The 18,346-nt window shown below is 66.8% G+C and carries 16 protein-coding genes and 2 tRNA genes; 6 read left to right on the top strand and 12 right to left on the bottom strand.

The genetic code is table 11. The annotated features are described in order from the left end of the window. Positions 1 to 85: 85 nt before the first annotated feature. The 7 genes from ABIE45_RS09485 to ABIE45_RS09515 form a co-directional block, all read right to left on the bottom strand. Positions 86 to 161 (bottom strand) — tRNA-Val (locus ABIE45_RS09485). Positions 162 to 221: 60 nt separating this feature from the next. Then, positions 222 to 944, bottom strand: a complete 723-nt coding sequence (locus ABIE45_RS09490) for an aspartate/glutamate racemase family protein (RefSeq protein WP_192706486.1) — start codon at positions 942 to 944, stop codon at positions 222 to 224. Between the two features lie 70 nt (positions 945 to 1,014). Further along, a complete protein-coding gene (lon, locus tag ABIE45_RS09495; RefSeq protein ID WP_192706487.1) occupies positions 1,015 to 3,441 on the bottom strand; it encodes an endopeptidase La in 2,427 nt (808 codons plus the stop codon). Positions 3,442 to 3,687: 246 nt separating this feature from the next. Beyond that, positions 3,688 to 4,959 carry an ATP-dependent Clp protease ATP-binding subunit ClpX gene (gene clpX, locus ABIE45_RS09500; protein ID WP_091712519.1) on the bottom strand — a complete coding sequence of 424 codons (1,272 nt, stop codon included), beginning with the start codon at positions 4,957 to 4,959 and terminating at the stop codon, positions 3,688 to 3,690. Between the two features lie 184 nt (positions 4,960 to 5,143). After that, positions 5,144 to 5,770 carry an ATP-dependent Clp protease proteolytic subunit gene (locus tag ABIE45_RS09505; protein ID WP_012322036.1) on the bottom strand — a complete coding sequence of 209 codons (627 nt, stop codon included), beginning with the start codon at positions 5,768 to 5,770 and terminating at the stop codon, positions 5,144 to 5,146. 124 nt (positions 5,771 to 5,894) lie between these two features. Next, positions 5,895 to 7,304 (bottom strand): trigger factor, encoded by a 1,410-nt coding sequence (gene tig / locus ABIE45_RS09510; RefSeq protein ID WP_192706488.1) that lies wholly within the window; start codon positions 7,302 to 7,304, stop codon positions 5,895 to 5,897. A 132-nt stretch (positions 7,305 to 7,436) separates the two neighbouring features. Beyond that, a tRNA-Leu gene (locus tag ABIE45_RS09515) sits at positions 7,437 to 7,521 on the bottom strand. A gap of 148 nt (positions 7,522 to 7,669) precedes the next feature. On the opposite strand from ABIE45_RS09515, the gene ABIE45_RS09520 reads away from it, so the two are divergent. Then, positions 7,670 to 9,148, top strand: coding sequence for a multicopper oxidase family protein (locus ABIE45_RS09520; RefSeq protein ID WP_192706489.1), 1,479 nt, complete (start codon positions 7,670 to 7,672; stop codon positions 9,146 to 9,148). A 4-nt stretch (positions 9,149 to 9,152) separates the two neighbouring features. Here the strand turns inward: ABIE45_RS09520 and ABIE45_RS09525 are convergent, their stop codons facing one another. Further along, entirely contained in the window at positions 9,153 to 10,655 is a 1,503-nt protein-coding gene (locus tag ABIE45_RS09525) for an NAD(P)H-hydrate dehydratase (protein WP_192707335.1), read from the bottom strand. A gap of 194 nt (positions 10,656 to 10,849) precedes the next feature. On the opposite strand from ABIE45_RS09525, the gene ABIE45_RS09530 reads away from it, so the two are divergent. Beyond that, a complete protein-coding gene (locus ABIE45_RS09530; RefSeq protein ID WP_003600526.1) occupies positions 10,850 to 11,188 on the top strand; it encodes a P-II family nitrogen regulator in 339 nt (112 codons plus the stop codon). A 185-nt stretch (positions 11,189 to 11,373) separates the two neighbouring features. Continuing rightward, entirely contained in the window at positions 11,374 to 11,553 is a 180-nt protein-coding gene (locus ABIE45_RS09535) for a DUF2735 domain-containing protein (RefSeq protein WP_192706490.1), read from the top strand. A gap of 270 nt (positions 11,554 to 11,823) precedes the next feature. Here ABIE45_RS09535 and ABIE45_RS09540 read toward each other — a convergent pair whose 3' ends face one another. After that, positions 11,824 to 12,858: a glutamine synthetase beta-grasp domain-containing protein gene (locus ABIE45_RS09540; protein WP_192706491.1), complete on the bottom strand. Its 1,035-nt coding sequence runs from the start codon at positions 12,856 to 12,858 to the stop codon at positions 11,824 to 11,826. A 337-nt stretch (positions 12,859 to 13,195) separates the two neighbouring features. On the opposite strand from ABIE45_RS09540, the gene glnA reads away from it, so the two are divergent. After that, positions 13,196 to 14,605, top strand: coding sequence for a type I glutamate--ammonia ligase (glnA, locus tag ABIE45_RS09545; protein ID WP_192706492.1), 1,410 nt, complete (start codon positions 13,196 to 13,198; stop codon positions 14,603 to 14,605). A 97-nt stretch (positions 14,606 to 14,702) separates the two neighbouring features. On the opposite strand, the gene ABIE45_RS09550 is transcribed toward glnA, so the two are convergent. Continuing rightward, on the bottom strand, positions 14,703 to 15,623 hold the full coding sequence (locus ABIE45_RS09550) for a class I SAM-dependent methyltransferase (protein ID WP_192706493.1): 921 nt from the start codon (positions 15,621 to 15,623) through the stop codon (positions 14,703 to 14,705). A gap of 239 nt (positions 15,624 to 15,862) precedes the next feature. On the opposite strand from ABIE45_RS09550, the gene ABIE45_RS09555 reads away from it, so the two are divergent. Next, positions 15,863 to 16,501, top strand: coding sequence for a VOC family protein (locus ABIE45_RS09555; RefSeq protein WP_192706494.1), 639 nt, complete (start codon positions 15,863 to 15,865; stop codon positions 16,499 to 16,501). Positions 16,502 to 16,671: 170 nt separating this feature from the next. Here ABIE45_RS09555 and ABIE45_RS09560 read toward each other — a convergent pair whose 3' ends face one another. After that, positions 16,672 to 17,295 carry a ribonuclease D gene (locus tag ABIE45_RS09560; RefSeq protein ID WP_192706495.1) on the bottom strand — a complete coding sequence of 208 codons (624 nt, stop codon included), beginning with the start codon at positions 17,293 to 17,295 and terminating at the stop codon, positions 16,672 to 16,674. Positions 17,296 to 17,393: 98 nt separating this feature from the next. Between ABIE45_RS09560 and ABIE45_RS09565 the strand changes: the two genes are divergently transcribed. After that, positions 17,394 to 17,822 carry a cupin domain-containing protein gene (locus ABIE45_RS09565; RefSeq protein ID WP_192706496.1) on the top strand — a complete coding sequence of 143 codons (429 nt, stop codon included), beginning with the start codon at positions 17,394 to 17,396 and terminating at the stop codon, positions 17,820 to 17,822. A 41-nt stretch (positions 17,823 to 17,863) separates the two neighbouring features. Here the strand turns inward: ABIE45_RS09565 and ABIE45_RS09570 are convergent, their stop codons facing one another. After that, a complete protein-coding gene (locus ABIE45_RS09570; RefSeq protein WP_192706497.1) occupies positions 17,864 to 18,064 on the bottom strand; it encodes a hypothetical protein in 201 nt (66 codons plus the stop codon). Between the last annotated feature and the right edge of the window lie 282 nt (positions 18,065 to 18,346).

Genomic DNA, 18,346 nt, shown 5'->3' on the forward strand with positions numbered 1-18,346 from the left:
CCCGGCTGAGCCACAGATTCAGCCGCGACCGACCTGCATGCGAGGAGGCGCGGTCATCGGGATCGCATGAGACCGATACATTGTCTGGTGGGCGGTGACGGGCTCGAACCGCCGACCCTCTCCGTGTAAAGGAGACGCTCTACCAACTGAGCTAACCGCCCGGACGGCGACCGTTACGGCATGGCGCCGGTTCGGTGCAAGGTCCGCATTCCGGATCCGCGTCAGGAATCCATCAGCCGCGCCGCCAGGGCTGGTGCCAGGCCGACGCTTTCGACCGGGTCCGGCCTGAACCAAGCCGAGTCGGATCTGCCAGCTGCGGCCAGAACCGCGCGGGTCCCCGCCTCGACCGAGCAGATTATCGGAACAGCGACCTGCGAAGCGATCCGCGTCGCCAGCCCCGCAAGGCCGGCACCGCCCAGGATGACCGTCTCGGATCCCGACGCTACGCAGGCGCGGCAGGCCTCGACCAGCATCGCCAGCGCCGCGTCCGGGTCGCTGGCGATGGCGCCGCCGCTCGGAGCCACGGTTCGGAGCGCTGCCAGGGCGTCGGACAGGCCGAGGGCCGCCACGAACTCCCGCAGCATCGGTTCCCAGGCTCCGCCGCCGGTGACGATGCCGAAACGGCCCCGCGCGGCGGCCTCGCGGCAGGCGGCCTCCGCCATGCCGACCACCGGCACCCGTGACAGCTCCCGCAACGCCAGCAATCCGGGATCGCCGAAGCAGGCCAGATAGACGGCGTCGCAGTCGGAACCGTGCTCTGCAAGGGCGTCGAGCGCGGCGTGACCTGCGATCGCCGCGGCGGCCCGGCTCGCGATGTAGCGGGCCCCGAACCGGCCGGTGACGGCGCGCAGCTCCGCCCGGCCGTCGAGCTGCGTGCGGACATGACCGGCGACGAGGTCGGTGACGTGCGCGCTGGTGTTGGGGTTGATCAGCAGGATGCGCATCCGACCTCCGCGCATGAAAAAGCCCCCGGCGCGCGAAGCTCCGGGGGCTTGTCTCATTCGACCCGATGGATCAGTGCGCCACGAAGGCGGCACCGTCCTCCTCGGTCCGGGCGGGCTTGGCCACCGGCAGCGGCTCTTCCCACTCGATCGCCTCGGGCTGGCGGACCAGCGCCTTTTCCAGCACCTGGTCCATCCGCGAGACCGGGATGATCTCCAGGCCGTTCTTCACGCTGTCGGGCACCTCGGCGATGTCCTTGGCGTTCTCCTCGGGGATCAACACCGTCTTGATGCCGCCGCGCAGCGCCGCGAGCAGCTTCTCCTTCAGGCCGCCGATCGGCAGAACCCGACCACGGAGCGTCACCTCGCCGGTCATCGCGACGTCGCGACGGACCGGGATCCCGGTCAGCGTCGAGATGATCGCGGTGGCCATGGCGATGCCGGCCGACGGACCGTCCTTCGGGGTCGCCCCCTCCGGAACGTGGACGTGGATGTCACGGCGCTCGAAGAGCGGCGGCTCGATGCCGAAGTCGATGGCCCGGGAGCGGACGTAGCTCGCCGCCGCCGAGATCGACTCCTTCATCACGTCCTTCAGGTTTCCGGTGACCGTCATCTTGCCCTTGCCGGGCATCATGACGCCTTCGATCGTCAGCAACTCGCCGCCGACCTCGGTCCAGGCCAGACCCGTGACCACACCGACCTGATCGTCCGCATCGATCTCGCCGTAGCGGAACTTCGGCGGGCCGAGGAAGACGGGGAGGTTCTCCGGCGTCACCGCGATCGACTTGGTCTTGGTGATCAGGATCTCCTTCACCGCCTTGCGGATCAGGTTGGACAGCTCGCGCTCCAGGTTGCGGACGCCGGCTTCCCGCGTGTAGCGGCGGACCAGCATCATCAGCCCGTCGTCGTCGATCGACCACTCGTGCGTCCCGAGGCCATGCTTCTTCAGGGCGTTCGGGATCAGGTGCTTGCGCGCGATCTCGACCTTCTCCTCCTCGGTGTACCCGGCGATCCGGATCACCTCCATCCGGTCCATGAGTGGGCCCGGGATGTTGAGGGTGTTGGCCGTGGTCACGAACATCACGTTCGAGAGGTCGTAATCCACCTCCAGGTAGTGGTCGTTGAAGGTGCTGTTCTGCTCAGGGTCGAGCACCTCGAGGAGCGCCGCCGACGGATCGCCGCGGAAATCCATGCCCATCTTGTCGATCTCGTCGAGCAGGATGAGCGGGTTCGAGGTCTTGGCCTTGCGCATCGACTGCACGATCTTGCCGGGCATCGAGCCGATATAGGTCCGACGGTGACCGCGGATCTCGGCCTCGTCACGCACGCCGCCGAGCGACATCCGGACGAACTCGCGACCCGTCGCCTTGGCGATGGACTTGCCGAGCGAGGTCTTGCCGACGCCGGGGGGGCCGACGAGGCACAGGATCGGGCCGGTGAGCTTGTTCGCCCGCTGCTGCACGGCGAGGTACTCGACGATCCGCTCCTTGACCTTGTCGAGGCCGAAATGGTCCTCGTCGAGCAGCGCCTGGGCACCGAGCAGGTCCTTCTTGATCTTCGAGCGCTTGCCCCACGGGATGCCGAGCATCCAGTCGAGGTAGTTGCGCACAACAGTCGCCTCGGCCGACATCGGCGACATCTGGCGCAGCTTCTTCAGCTCGGCCGTCGCCTTGTCACGGGCTTCCTTGGTGAACTTGGTCTTCTCGATCTTCTCCTCGAGCTCGGCCAGTTCGTCGCGGCCATCCTCGGAGTCGCCCAGCTCCTTCTGGATCGCCTTCATCTGCTCGTTCAGGTAGTACTCGCGCTGGGTCTTCTCCATCTGCCGCTTCACGCGGGTCCGGATGCGCTTCTCCACCTGGAGCACGGAGATCTCGCTCTCCATCAGCGACAGCACGCGCTCGAGGCGCTGCGCCACCGTGGGCGTCTCCAGGATGCCCTGCTTGTCGGAGATCTTGACGAGCAGGTGCGAGCCGATCGTGTCGGCGAGCTTGGACGGCTCGTCGATCTGGGTCACGGCGGAGACGACCTCGGGCGAGATCTTCTTGTTCAGCTTGACGTAATTCTCGAACTCCGAGAGCACGGAGCGCGCGAGCGCCTCGGCCTCGACGCGATCGCCGAGCTCGTCGTGCAGGGCTTCCGCGGTAGCCTCATAATACTCGTCCGAGCGGGTGAAGCCCGTGACCTTCGCCCGGCCGACGCCCTCGACCAGCACCTTCACGGTGCCGTCGGGCAGCTTCAGGAGCTGGAGCACGGAGGCGAGAGTGCCGATCTTGTAGATCGCATCGGTCGCCGGGTCGTCATCGCCCGCGTTGATCTGCGTGGCGAGCAGGATATGGCGATCTGTGCGGACCGCCTCCTCGAGGGCGCGGATCGACTTCTCGCGGCCCACGAACAGGGGGACGATCATGTGCGGGAAGACGACGATGTCGCGCAGGGGGAGGACGGCGTAGGAGCCCGTCGAACCCGGGACCACCGGCTGGCGCGATTTCGACTGTGACATGCTGACTTCCTCTCAGGACGCCCGGGTTCGGCGCCTCCATGCACGGAGCGCGCCTACAGCCAGGGGCCGACCGGGCCGCGAGGGTCGGATTTCGCTAACTTTGCGGCTGGCGACGCGGACCGAACCTCGAAGGAGCGTGCGGCCACCGCGCTGAGCCTGAGGTGGCTGCGGGGCGCAGCGTTTTCAAGATGTTCCCCGCAGCGCGCCCGGCCTGAGCCGGGCGCTTAATGCAACCCTACCAAGCGCTTAGGCGCTGACACTGGCGGGCGCGTCCTTGTTGCGGTCGCCGTGGATGTAGAGCGGGCGCGACTTGCCCTCGACCACCTCCGGACCGATCACAACCTGCTCCACGGACTCAAGGCCCGGCAGGTCGTACATCGTGTCGAGAAGGATCGTCTCCAGAATTGAACGCAGGCCGCGAGCACCGGTCTTCCGCTCGATCGCCTTGCGGGCGACGAGCGACAGAGCATCGTCCTGGAAGGTCAGGTCGACGTTCTCCATCTCGAACAGCCGCTGGTACTGCTTGACCAGGGCGTTCTTCGGCTCCTGCAGGATCTTCTTCAGCGCGGCCTCGTCGAGATCCTCCAGCGTCGCCAGGACCGGCAGACGCCCGACGAACTCGGGGATGAGGCCGAACTTCAGCAGGTCCTCCGGCTCGACCGAGCGGAAGATCTCGCCGGTGCGGCGGTCGTCCGGGGCCTGCACGGTCGCGCCGAAGCCGATCGAGGTGCCCTTGCCGCGCTGGGAGATGATCCGCTCCAGCCCCGCGAAGGCACCGCCGCAGATGAACAGGATATTGGTGGTGTCGACCTGCAGGAATTCCTGCTGCGGGTGCTTCCGGCCGCCCTGGGGCGGGACGGAGGCGACCGTGCCCTCCATGATCTTCAGGAGCGCCTGCTGCACGCCCTCGCCCGACACGTCGCGGGTGATCGACGGGTTGTCGGACTTACGCGAGATCTTGTCGATCTCGTCGATGTAGACGATGCCGCGCTGGGCCCGCTCGACGTTGTAGTCCGAGGCCTGGAGCAGCTTGAGGATGATGTTCTCGACGTCCTCACCGACATAGCCGGCCTCGGTGAGGGTCGTGGCGTCCGCCATGGTGAACGGCACGTCGAGGATCCGGGCTAGCGTCTGCGCGAGCAGGGTCTTGCCCGAGCCGGTCGGCCCGATCAGCATGATGTTGGACTTGGCCAGCTCGACGTCGTTGTGCTTCGTCGCGTGGGCGAGCCGCTTGTAGTGGTTGTGCACCGCGACCGAGAGGACCTTCTTGGCGAAGTCCTGGCCGATGACGTAGTCGTCGAGGACGCGGCGGATCTCCTTGGGGGTCGGCACGCCGTCGCGGCTCTTCACCAGCGAGGATTTCGACTCCTCGCGGATGATGTCCATGCACAGCTCGACGCACTCGTCGCAGATGAACACCGTCGGGCCGGCGATCAGCTTGCGGACCTCGTGCTGGCTCTTGCCGCAGAACGAGCAATACAGCGTGCTCTTCGAGTCGTTGCCGCCAGTCTTGCTCATATCGGTCTCCGATTCCTCGCATCCGCAGCCGGCTAGGGGCGGACGCGCATCGCATGAATGTAGGGGGCCCGTTTAAAGAAACAGTGTGCTGCGCGCGTTTGACCGAAGGGCCCAATCTCGGATGCAAACACGCTGCCGCGGCGGGATCAAGGCCGCGCCGCGGCGGTCAGGCGCCGCATGCCGCTCAGGCGGCAGCCGGCTCGGGACGCTTCTCGATCACCTCGTCGATAAGCCCGAACTCCTTGGCCGCGTCGGCGGTCATGAAGTTGTCGCGCTCCAAAGCCGTGTGGATCGTGTCGTAGTCGCGGCCCGTGTGCTTCACGTAGATCTCGTTCAGGCGCCGCTTCAGCGCCTCGATCTCGCGGGCGTGGATCAGGATGTCGGTCGCCTGACCCTGGAAGCCGCCCGATGGCTGGTGGACCATGATCCGGGCGTTCGGCAGGGCGAAGCGGTGGCCGGGCTCGCCGGCGGTCAGCAGCAGCGAGCCCATCGAGGCGGCCTGGCCGACGCAGAGGGTCGTCACCGGGCAGCGGATGAACTGCATCGTGTCGTAGATCGACAGGCCCGAGGTGACCACGCCGCCGGGGGAGTTGATGTAGAAGGAAATTTCCTTCTTCGGGTTCTCCGCCTCGAGGAACAGCAGCTGCGCCACGATCAGCGACGCACCGTAATCCTCCACTGGGCCGGTGAGGAAGATGATGCGCTCGCGCAGCAGGCGGGAGTAGATGTCGAAGGCGCGCTCGCCGCGGCTCGATTGCTCGACGACCATCGGCACGAGCGCGTTGTTGTAGACGTCGATCGGATCTCTCATCTCGTCCTGCCCAAGTGAGGCCCGGAGCTGCCGCGAATCAGGGCAGCCCCGGACATGTCAGCGAACACCGGCGATGCTTAACCATCGCCTAACCCTTGCCCGCCGTCCTGGGACAGAGCGGGACTCAGTCGGCCTTGGGCTCGGTCTCGGCCCCGGCCTTGTCTGCCGGCTTCTCGCCGGTCGTGTCGTCCTCATCCTCGTCCGCGAAAAGCGCCTCTTTCGAGACGGGCTCCTCGACGAGTTTGACCTGCCCGAGGACGTGGTCAACGACCTTCTCCTCGAACAGGGGCGCGCGGAGTTCCGCGAGCGCCTGTGCATTCTTCCGGTAGAAGTCCCAGACCTGCTGCTCCTGGCCCGGGAACTGCCGGACCCGGGCAATGAGGGCCTGGTTCACCTCGTCATCCGAGACCTTGATATCGGCGCTCTCGCCGACCTGCGCAAGCACGAGACCGAGACGGACGCGCCGTTCCGCGATCTTCCTGTACTCGGCCTGGGCCTTCTCCTCGGTGGTGTCCTCGTCCGCGAAGGTCTTGCCGCGGGTCTTGAGATCCTGCTCGACCTGGGCCCACACGGCGGCGAATTCCTGCGCCACCAGGGACGGGGGCAGCTCGAAGGCGTACTTGCCGTCCAGGGCGTCGAGGAGGTCCTTCTTGAGGCGGCGGCGCGTGGCGGCCTCGAAATCGCGCCCGATCGCCTCGGATACGGCCTCGCGGAGCTTCTCCAGCGACTCCATGCCCATCGACTTGGCGAGCTCGTCGTCGATCTTGGCCTCGCCCGGCGCCTGGATCTTCGTGACCGTCACGTCGAACTCGGCATCCTTCCCGGCGAGGTTCTCGGCCCCGTAGGCCTCCGGGAACGTCACCTTCACGAGCCGCTTGTCGCCGACCTTGGCGCCGACAAGCTGGTCCTCGAAGCCCGGGATGAACGAGCCGGAACCGAGCTCCAGGTCGATGCCCTCGCCCTTGCCGCCCTGGAACTCCTCGCCGTCGATGCGGCCGACGAAGTCGATGGTGACGCGGTCGCCGCTCTGCGCCTCGGCACCCTCGTCGCGCTCGGCGAACGGACGGCTCTGGCCGGCCATGCGCTCGAGGGCCTCGTTCACCTCCTCATCGGAGGGCTTGGCGACGAACTTGGTCAGGCTGACGTCGGAGAGGTCGGCGAGCTCGAAGCTCGGCATCACCTCCAGGGCGACCTTGAAGGCGAGATCGCCCTTGGCATCCAGCGCCTTCTCGACCTCAGCTTGGTCGGTCGGGAACTCGACCTGCGGCTCGAGGGCGAGCTTGAGGCCGTTATCGGTGACGATCTGGCGGTTCGCCTCGTTGACGGCGTTCTGCACCACCTCGGCCATCACCGAGCGGCCATAGACCTTGCGCAGGTGCGCGACCGGCACCTTGCCCGGGCGGAAGCCCTTGAGCTGCACCTTGTCCTTCATGCCGGATAGCTCGTTGGTCAGGCGCTCCTCGAGTTCCTGGGCGGCCAGCAGAACCTGAAACTCGCGCTTCAGCCCCTGGGCGTTGATCTCGGTCACCTGCATCGTCGTCGTCGCTCTTCAAAGAAACCTGGGGTCGCCGGCCGGGCCGGCATCGTGCTCACGCGGTTCGGGATGCCGAGACGTCGGGTACGAAGACAGGGCGGTCCGCTGGGACCGCACCCTCAGGAGACGTCCTGGTGCGGGCGGAGGGGCTCGAACCCCCACGTCTTGCGACACTGGAACCTAAATCCAGCGCGTCTACCAGTTCCGCCACGCCCGCGCGCGCCGACATCCGGCGCATCGCCGGCCGCCGGAAGCGCGCCCTATAGCATGGGCCAGCCGGCCCGCAGCAAAAAACTTGTCCCTGTGGCGCGCAAGCCCGCACGCCGCTAAGGAGCGGGCCCGTCGCGAGCCGCAGCCGAGTTCCCATGCCGCCATCCCGCCCCGTGCCGCCGACCGATTCGCACGCCGGTGGGCCGTCGCGACGGACCCTGATCGCGGCCGCGGCCGCCTTCGGACTCGCCCCGGAGGCGGTGCGGGCCCAGGCGCCGGGGGCTGCGCCGGATACGCCGGCCGCCGCTCAATCGGAACCCGCCGTTCTGCAAGCGGCGCCCGGCAAGGCGCGGTTCAGGCCGGAGCCCGCGCCCGAGATTCCGGTCTGGTGCTTCGACGGCAAGGCCCTGCCGCCCGTCGTCCGTGTGAAGCTCGGGCAGGCGGTGCGCCTCAAGGTCGAGAACCGGACCGACAAGCCGCTGTCGCTGCACTGGCACGGCGTGCGCAATATCAACGCCATGGACGGCGTCGGCGGGGTGACCCAGGCTCCGATCCCGCCGGGCGGCGACTTCCTCTACAGTTTCACGCCGCCGGATGCCGGCTCCTACCTGATCCGGCCCCTGATCGTCGGCGGGGCGAGCGAGCCGTCGGGCCGCGGGCTCGCGGGCATGCTGGTCGTCGAGGAGGCGAACCCGCCCGCCGTCGACGCCGATGTCAGCGTTGTCCTGCAGGACTGGCGACTCCAGGACGACGGCACGCTGATGGCCTTCGGGCAGACGGCGCTCGCGGCCGCTCATGGCCGGCTCGGCAACCTCGTCACGGTCAATGGCAAGCCGGTGCCGGGCGCCTTCGAGGCCCGGCCGGGCTCCCGGATCCGCCTGCGGCTCGGCAATGCCTGCAACGCCCGGGCAACGCGCATAAAGTTTGAGGGCGTGAAGGTCTACGTGGCGGCCGTCGACGGGCAGCCCACCGACACGTTCGAGCCGCTGCGGGCCACCCTGCCGTTCCCGCCCGGCACCCGCTACGACCTGATGGTCGATCTGCCGGAGGAGGAGGGCGCCCGGTGCGCGATCGAGGCGCTGATCGGGAAAGGCCTGACGCTCGCGAGTGTCACCACCAAGGGGGCCAGGATCACCGAGAAGCGTGCGCCGATCGGACCGATCGGCGAGAACAAGCGCCTGCCGGCCGAGATCAAGCTGCAGAATGCCCTGCGCCGCGACGTGGTGATCACCGGCGGCGCCTTCGTGCCGAAGACCAAGGACGGGACCAAGGACGGCGCCGCACCCGATCCGGTCTACACCGGCGACCCGCAGAAGATCTGGTCGGTAAACGGCGTGAGCGGCGCCGTCGGCCTCCAGCCAATCTTCTCGGTGAAGCGCGGCCAGGTCGTTGTCTTGGCCCTGCGCAACGAGTCCGGCTTCCCGCAGGCCCTTCACCTGCATGGCCACTGCTTCCGCCTCCTGCATCCTCTCGACGATGGCTGGGAGCCCTACTGGCTCGACACGTTCCAGCTCCTGGAGGGCCGGACAGCCCGGATCGGCTTCCTGGCGGACAACCCAGGTCGCTGGCTGATCAGCGCCACGGTGCTGGAGCGGTTCGACACCGGCCTCTGGACGATGTTCGAGGTCACCTGATCGGTCAGCCTCCGATCGACGCGACGAGGTCGCGCAGCACCGCCGGCATCAGCTCGGGGATGTCCTCGGCGATCAGGCCCGGCCCGTGGCGGAGGCCGACATCCCCGTGGAGCCAGACGCCGGCCGCGGCGGCCGCGAAGGGTTCCATGCCCTGCGCCAGCAGGCCGGCGATCAGGCCGCCCAGCACGTCCCCGGACCCCGCGGTCCCGAGATAGGGGCTGCCGTGATCGTTGATCGCCGCGCGCCCATCGGGAGCCGCGATCACCGTGTCTGCGCCCTTGAAGACCACCACGGCGCCGGTGAGTTCGGCCGCGGCACGGGTCCGCGCGACTTTGTCGGTGCCCTCCGCCATCGCGTCCGTGTTCTCGAACAGCCGCGCGAACTCGCCGGCATGCGGTGTCAGCACAGCCCGCGCATCCCCGTCGGCGAGATGGGCGGCCAGCAGCGGCGCCTGCCCGGCGAAGCTCGTCAGCGCGTCGGCGTCAAGGACGAGACCGCGTCCGGCCGCCGCCGCCACGGCGACCCGTTCGCGGGTCGGCTCGCCGGTGCCGAGCCCCGGCCCCGCCAGGATCACGTTCAGGCGCTCGTCGGTGAGCAGGTCGTCGAGGTCGTCGGCGCTCTCGCAGGGCCGCAGCATGATCGCCGTGAGGTGGGCGGCGTTCTCGGCAAGCGCCGCGGTCGGCGACGCGATCGTGACGAGCCCGGCGCCGACCCGCAGGGCGCCGCGGGCGGCCAATCGGGCCGCCCCGGTCTTGGTGGCCGGCCCCGACAGCACCAGGGCGTGGCCGCGGGTGTATTTGTGGCTGGCTCCGGTGAGCCGCGGAAAATCCCGGATCCACAGGCCGGGCCCGTTCCGATGGAGGCGCGGACAGGCGGCGAGACCGGCCGCCAAGGCCTCCGGGCCGGTCCCGATATCCGCGAGGCTGAGCTGGCCGCAGAGGCCACGGCCCGGCTGAAGCAGATGCCCCGGTTTGAAGGACACGAAGGTCACGGTCTCCACCGCTTGGATGGCAGCGCCGCGCACCGCGCCGGTATCGCCGTCGACCCCGCTCGGCACATCGACGGCGAGCACCGGGGTCCCGGAAGCGTTCACCGTCTCGACGAGCGCGCGGGCGGAACCGTCGAGGTCGCGCGACAGGCCGGCTCCGAACAGAGCGTCGATCACGAGATCGCAGGACGGCAGCGCGGCGCCATCGGGCGCGTGCACCGGCCCGGTCCAGGCCTTGGCCGCCTGGGCGGCATCTCCCGTCAGCTTCGACGCCTCGCCGAGACAGAAAAGGTCGATGGCGTAGCCTCCCTCGGCCAGCAGGCGCGCGGCCACGAAGCCGTCGCCGCCGTTATTGCCCGGCCCGCACAGGACGACGGCGCGGCCACCCGCCGGCAGCCGGGCCCGGGCGCAATCGGCTACGGCCGCACCGGCCGCCTCCATCAACGTAAGGCCCGGCACACCGCCGTCGATCGCCGCGGTATCGACCTGCCTCATTGCCGCGACCGTCAGCACATGCATATCCATCTCCGCCTCTGCCCGTGTGCCGATCAGCTCTGACTAAAACCGCGCCAGAATCCTGGGAAGCGCCCGAAGGATGTGCGTGAAACGCACACGAAATAGGCACTATGGTCGAACACGCCGCGAAAACGGCATGGCGAAGGCGTCACGAGGATGTTAGAAATGCCACGCACCGCAGCGCAGGCCCGAGCGGCATGAAGAAGATCGAAGCGATCATCAAGCCTTTCAAGCTCGACGAGGTGAAGGAGGCGCTCCAGGAGGTCGGTCTCCAGGGCATCACCGTCATCGAGGCGAAGGGTTTCGGCCGTCAGAAGGGCCACACGGAGCTCTACCGGGGCGCCGAGTACGTGGTCGATTTCCTGCCCAAGGTGAAGCTCGAGATCGTCCTGTCCGATGCCCTCGTCGAGGGGGCCGTGGAGGCGATCCGCAAATCGGCGCAGACCGGGCGCATCGGCGACGGCAAGATCTTCGTCTCGACGATCGAGGAAGCGATCCGCATCCGCACCGGCGAGACCGGTACCGACGCGATCTGACGCGCCTCCGCCTGTGGTCCCGGCACTGCAGGCGGCAGCCGGCCGCGCGACGTCTGCCTAAGATTTCGCACTGCGCGAATGTCCGGCAATGGCGTCTCTGGCTCTGGAGCGCCGTCTTCCGCACCCCACATCATCGGGAACGGCCGGCCTGATCGGCCGCTTGAACCCGTTGAGGAGGATGTGCGATGGCCGCCATGGACCCGCGCGAAACCGCCAAGATCTACGATCTGTCCGCGTTCCGGCGCGCACGGGCGACGCCCCGCGCCGTCGCGGAGGCGAAGCCAGTGCCGGTGCCGAGCTTCGGCGGCGGCGCGTGGTACCACGAGGCCGCCATCCGCGAGGACGAGCGCCCGCGGCGGCCGTGACATCGGACAGCGCGCCGTCCGCGCTGCAAGCCCCGGCGTCATCCCGGGTCCAGGCAGCGGAGCCCGGGATCCAGACGCGCCGATGCAGCAAGACTTTGCACCTGCGGCGGTTCTAGGCTCTGGGTTCGCCTGCGGCCTTCCGGAATGACGGCGCGGGTCTCGGCCCCCCTCCCGTCGGCCACATAATTGACCGTCCCAGAAACGGCGAAGCCGGACCCGAGGGCCCGGCTTCGTTGATGACACCGGGAAGCTCAGGGCTCCCCCTGCGTCTTACGCGGCTGCAGCGGCCTCGGTCGGCACGGAAGCGATCGTCTTCAGCACCTGCGAGGCGATCTGGTAGGGGTCGCCCTGCGAGTTCGGACGGCGATCCTCCAGGTAGCCCTTGTAGCCGTTGTTGACGAAGGAGTGCGGCACGCGGATCGAGGCGCCGCGGTCGGCCACACCGTACGAGAACTCGTGGATCGAGGCGGTCTCATGCTTGCCGGTCAGCCGCATGTGGTTGTCCGGGCCGTAGACGGCGATGTGCTCCTCGCGGGCGTTCTTGAACGCCTCCATGAGCTTCTCGAAATAGGCCTTGCCGCCATGCTCGCGCATGAAGGCAGTCGAGAAGTTGCAGTGCATGCCCGAGCCGTTCCAGTCGGTGTCGCCGAGCGGCTTGCAATGGTACTCGACGTCGATGCCGTACTTCTCGCACAGGCGCTGCAGGAGGTAGCGGGCCATCCACATCTCGTCGGCGGCTTTCTTGGAGCCCTTGCCGAAGATCTGGAATTCCCACTGGCCCTTGGCCACCTCGGCGTTAATGCCCTCGTGGTTGATGCCAGCATCGAGGCAGAGGTCGAGGTGCTCCTCGACGATCTTACGGGCGACGTCGCCGACGTTGGAGTAGCCGACGCCGGTGTAGTACGGGCCCTGCGGCGCCGGGTAGCCGGAGGTCGGGAAGCCGAGCGGGCGGCCGTCCTTGTACAGGAAGTACTCCTGCTCGAAGCCGAACCAGGCACCGGCATCGTCCAGGATGGTGGCGCGCTTGTTGGACTCGTGCGGGGTCACGCCGTCCGGCATCATCACTTCGCACATCACCAGCACGCCGTTCTTGCGGGCCGGGTCGGGGAAGTGGCGCACGGGCTTCAGCATGCAATCGGAGCTGCCGCCCTCGGCCTGCTTCGTGGACGAGCCGTCGAAGCCCCACATCGGGAGCTGCTCGAGGGTCGGGAAGCTATCGAATTCCTTGATCTGCGTCTTGCCGCGGAGATTCGGGGTCGGCGTGTACCCGTCGAGCCATATGTACTCGAGCTTATATTTGGTCATTCCGGTTCTCTCGTCCGTATCAATGCGCGACCTGGGCAACCCGGGCAGACGCGAACGGCTTGCCGCCTCGTAGACGGCCGGGGCCGCATTCGCATGGATCGTGCCAGGCGGGCCATTGCCGGGGAACAACGATGCCCTAAAAACGCTCGTGCGCGATCACGCTTTCGAGATCGCGCGGGATCGCGGGCCGACCGTTCTATCCGACAGCCGATTCCGGCACCCGGCGGGTGGCAAGGCACGCCCGCGCCGGATATCAAGCCCCGCTTGCTTGCGCACCAGACCGCGTGCGGGTGCGCCACGAGAGACGTTTTTCGAAGATCCCTGGAGGATGCCCACGATGACCACTGCGGCCGAGGTGCTGAAGACGATCCGGGACAACGATGTGCGCTACGTGGACTTCCGGTTCACCGACCCGCGCGGCAAGTGGCAGCATGTCACGTTCGACGTGTCGCTCATCGACGAGGAGATCTTCGACGAGGGCACCATGTTTGACGGTTCCTCGATCGCCGGTTGGAAGGCGATCAACGAGTCCGACATGCTGCTGATGCCGGATCCGGTGACCGCCACGCTGGACCCGTTCTTCTCGGCCGCGACCATGTCGATCGTCTGCGACGTGCTGGAGCCGGCCACCGGCGAGCCGTACGGCCGCGACCCCCGCGGCACCGCCAAGCGCGCCGAGGCCTACCTGCAGCAGACCGGCATCGGCGACACGATCTATGTCGGTCCCGAGGCCGAGTTCTTCGTGTTCGACGACGTGAAGTTCGGCGCCGATCCGTACCGCACCGGCTTCGAGCTCGATTCCACCGAGCTGCCGACCAACGGCTTCACGGATTACGAGGGCGGCAACCTCGGCCACCGGGTGCAGACCAAGGGCGGCTACTTCCCGGTGCCGCCGCAGGATTCGGCGCAGGACATGCGCGGCGAGATGCTCGCGGCCATGCAGTCCATGGGCGTGAAGGTCGAGAAGCACCACCACGAGGTGGCCTCGGCCCAGCACGAGCTCGGCATGAAGTTCGACACGCTGACCCTGCTCGCCGACCACATGCAGATCTACAAGTACTGCATCCACAACGTCGCGCAGAGCTACGGCAAGTCGGCGACCTTCATGCCCAAGCCCGTCTACGGCGACAACGGCTCAGGGATGCACGTCCACCAGTCGATCTGGAAGGACGGCAAGCCGGTCTTCGCGGGCGACAAGTATGCCGGCCTCTCCCAGGAGTGCCTCTGGTACATCGGCGGCATCATCAAGCACGCCAAGGCGCTGAACGCCTTCACCAACCCGTCGACCAACTCGTACAAGCGCCTGGTGCCGGGCTACGAGGCGCCGGTGCTGCTCGCCTACTCGGCGCGCAACCGCTCGGCCTCCTGCCGCATCCCGTGGACGAAGAGCCCGAAGGCCAAGCGCGTCGAGGTCCGCTTCCCCGACCCGATGGCAAACCCCTACCTCGCCTTCTCGGCGCTGCTGATGGCCGGCCTCGACGGCATCCGCAACAAGATCGACCCGGGCCCGGCCATGGACAAGGACCTGTACGAGCTGCCGCCGCGGGAGCTGAAGAAGATCCCGACCGTGTGCGGCTCGCTCCGCGAGGCGCTGACCAGCCTCGACAAGGACCGGGCCTTCCTCAAGGAGGGCGGGGTGTTCTCGGACGACCAGATCGACTCGTTCATCGAGCTGAAGATGACCGAGGTGCTGCGCTACGAGATGACGCCGCACCCGATCGAGTTCGTGCAGTACTACTCGCTGTGAGGTGAGAGGGGCCGGGCGCGATGCTCGGCCCCTCTAATAGTCAAGACGCTGAGTCTGGCAAATAGGTCGGCTACCGTGGTTCACGGCTCAGACAATCTCAGATCTTCTGAACAATCAGAACGTCTTGGTAATCGGCAAAGCTCATTTCTTTGTAGCCCAATATACGGCAGTCAGCTCGGGCCTCGACTCGATTGATAGCCCAGGACGGGGCTGTGTAGGAGCCACCGTAGCTCTGACCGTACATCCGCGACCACAACGGGCAAGAAAAATAGCCGAAGCCGCGACGCATGAAATGCCTGTTTATCGCCTTTTTCTGATCTAACGTAGTTGTGTATTTAAATTTTATAAATAAGTGCCTAAGGAGATGTCGCTTAATATATTGCCTCCGCAAGCTATGAGCATGATTATACTGCAGCAAATCGTGACTGACGCAGCTTCGTCCATGGAGCGTCACGACAGCGAGCCCCGACGGACTCAGCGCCTCTATGAAGTAGTTCAATGCCCGATCAAACATGGGTCGGTCGAAATGCGTAAGCAATGATCCACAAAATATCAGATCGAATTTTTGACTTGGCATGCCTACATAATCTTTCTGAAAAGAAAATTTCCTTACGTTAAATTTATCAATAACAAATTGTTCTTTTTCTTGATCGATGTCCGCCACGAACAGTTCGCTATCGGGTAGGAATTTTGTCAAATGCCGCGTGACGCGTCCTCCGCCACAGGGCAAGTCGAGCACAGACCCAAAATCACCCCGCCCCGCCAACAGCATGGCCTCGGCAATGATTCTCACCGCCGATCGGCCAACCTTCAGATATCCTTCAAGTCCATCATCAGATTTGAAGTGCATGTCGTCGTTTTGAGCGACGGAAAGATCAATAAATGATGATGAATAGCGCTGCCAACGTTGCATGATGTCGACTATAACGTTATCCGCGGGCGGATTTTGCACAATCGGAGGATTTTGCCATATTTTTATTGGCATACGTTCAGAACTTTTCGCGTATTCGACCGACATTAAAGTGTTTTCCGAGTTCGGTATGGGCCAATTCGTCCGCCTTTTTGTGTGGTGGCACAATTTTACGATAATACATAGCTTCTGCAGGTTATGCGAGACGCAGTTGTTCTCAATGAGACATGCCTCTTCGCGGCGGCGGCACAGACATCCGCAGAATATTTTTGTCTGATTTCAGCACTATATGCAGTAAGACTCGCGCAAGATTAAATGCCGAATCGTCTTGGAGGCCTGATCTATAAATGCTCTTCCTCGACCACCTCGTCGTCGTCGCGCCGGATCTTGCGAAGGGCGTAGCGCATGTCCGCGACTGCCTCGGACTCGGCATTCCCGAAGGCGGGCGCCACCGCGAGATGGGCACCCGCAACCACCTGCTGCGCCTCGGCGAGGCGACGTTCCTGGAGGTGATCGCCGTCGATCCGGAGGCACCCGCCCCGCCCCGCGCCCGCTGGTTCGGCCTCGGCGACGCCGCGCAGGTACGGGCGGACTGGGATTCGGGCCGGCGGCTGCGTGGGTTCGTCGCCCGCACCGACGCGCTCGTCGGCGTGCTCGCCGCCCACGGTGACCTCCTCGGGCAGGCCGCCACGATGACCCGCGGCGCGCTGTCGTGGCGCTTCGGCGTGCGTCCCGACGGGGCTTGGCCGGCGGACGGTGCCGCGCCGTACGTGATGGATTGGGGGCCTCGCGGGAACCCCGCCGCCTCGATGCCGGATCTCGGCGCCCGCCTCGAAGCCATCGTCCTGACGCATCCGGAGCCGGACGGCGTGGCGAAGCTTCACGCCGCCCTCGGCCTCGCCGCTCCCCCGACCGTCGTGGCAGGTCCTGGCCCGTGCTGGAGCGCACGGATCACGACACCCTCCGGTGTCCGGACGCTGACCTGAGTCGTCGACGGACCCTCCTCGCCGGCCTGATCGGGAAAGTGACCGGCGAGGAGGGCCTGGCCGAGACTCGAAAGCCGCGGCACGGGCAAACTAGCAGCGGCGTTCCGCGATGCGGTGGCAGGAAAGGCTCACCCCGCACGGGAATCGCGCCGGATCCCGCCGAAACGACGTCACGTGTGCGCGAAGATGTCGGTCTCGGGCCAGCCGTCGAGGTCGAGGCGCGCCCGGGTCGGCAGGAAGGCGAAGCAGGAAGCGGCGAGCTCGGTCCGGCTCTCGCGAGCCAGCATCGCGTCGAGCCTCTCGCGGGCGGCGTGGAGGTGGAGCACGTCGGAGGCCGCGTAGTCGAGCTGCGCCTGAGACAGGCTCTCGGCGCCCCAGTCGGAGGATTGCTGCTGCTTGGACAGATCGACGCCGACGAGTTCGCGGACCACATCCTTGAGCCCGTGCCGGTCGGTGTAGGTGCGGGCGAGTTTCGAAGCGATCTTGGTGCAGTAGACCGGCTGCGGCATGATCCCGAAGGCCTTGTACAGGACCGCAACGTCGAACCGGGCGAAGTGGAAGATCTTCAGCACGTCCGGATCCGCCAGGACGCGCTTGAGGACGACCGGCTCCGGGCCGGCCTGCGGGATCTGTACGACGTCGGCGGTGCCGTCACCCGTGGAGATCTGCACCACGCAGAGCCGGTCGCGGTGGGGATTGAGCCCGAGCGTCTCGGTGTCGATGGCGACCGCGCGGCCCGCGTCGTAGGTGGCGGGCAGGTCGCCGCGGTGGAGGCGTACGGTGGGGCTCGGCATGTTTTTCGGACCTTGAGGGTTTTCGGCCGGTACCATCGGTGCCAAGTGCCGGCAAGCCCGAGGCAATTCGCGCCCGGCCCGAGGACGGAGAGGCGGACATGACGGCGGCCGAGGTGATCGCGATGCTGGGGCTGAAGCCCCATCCGGAAGGCGGCCACTACCGCGAGACCTTTCGCGACCCCAGGACCGTGGACGGTCGCTCCGTCGGAACCGCGATCTATTTCCTGCTCGATCTCGGCGAGGTCTCGGCCTGGCACCGGGTGGACTCCACCGAGATCTGGCACTGGCATGCCGGCGCGCCGCTGGTGATCACCACGAGCCCCAACGGCCATGACGCCGCCGCGCAACATCTCGGGCCGGATCTCGCCGCCGGGCAGCGACCGCAATGCGTGGTGCCCGCCGGCCATTGGCAGACGGCCACCAGCCTCGGGGCCTGGACGCTCGTGGGCTGCACGGTCTCACCGGGCTTCGACTTCGCGGGCTTCGAGATGGCCGCGCCCGATTGGCGGCCGACGCCGCGCGCATAGCTGTCCAGGCAGACCAAACGACAAGGGACCGAAGGATCCGGTCAGATCAGGCTTCCCCCGGGCGATCCCGCGTTCAGCGATCGGCCTGCTCGCGCCACGAGCTGCGCGAACGCCATCGCGGCAGCCGAGGCCTGGGTCTGCGTCGGGAACGCCCGGTCCGACTCGGCGACCGTCGCCTCGGTGTCATCCAGAAGCACCCAGGTCCAGAGATGCCGGCCGGTCGCGCGAATCTTGAAGTGCATGGCGGGCTCGCGAGCTACGTCATGGTTCGATGATGCACCGCGAAAAGGCTCGACGCGTTAATGGCTTGGCCTGCGCAACAACCTGTGTCGGCTAAGCGAAGGCTTGTGCCCGCTATCCCCGCAGAGCACAGGCGGGCATCCGGCCACTTGCGGGCACGCGCAGGGGCGCTGCCGCGCGAGGATCATACCTGAGGCGCGGCATCGCGCCCGGGTCGGGTCGAGATATTCGGATCGCGCCGCGCCGTGCATGCAGCGGCACGCGGGAGCCCCGGAGCACCGGCA

Origin of the sequence: Methylobacterium sp. OAE515 (assembly GCF_041806315.1) — a bacterium.
Lineage (GTDB): Bacteria > Pseudomonadota > Alphaproteobacteria > Rhizobiales > Beijerinckiaceae > Methylobacterium > Methylobacterium tardum.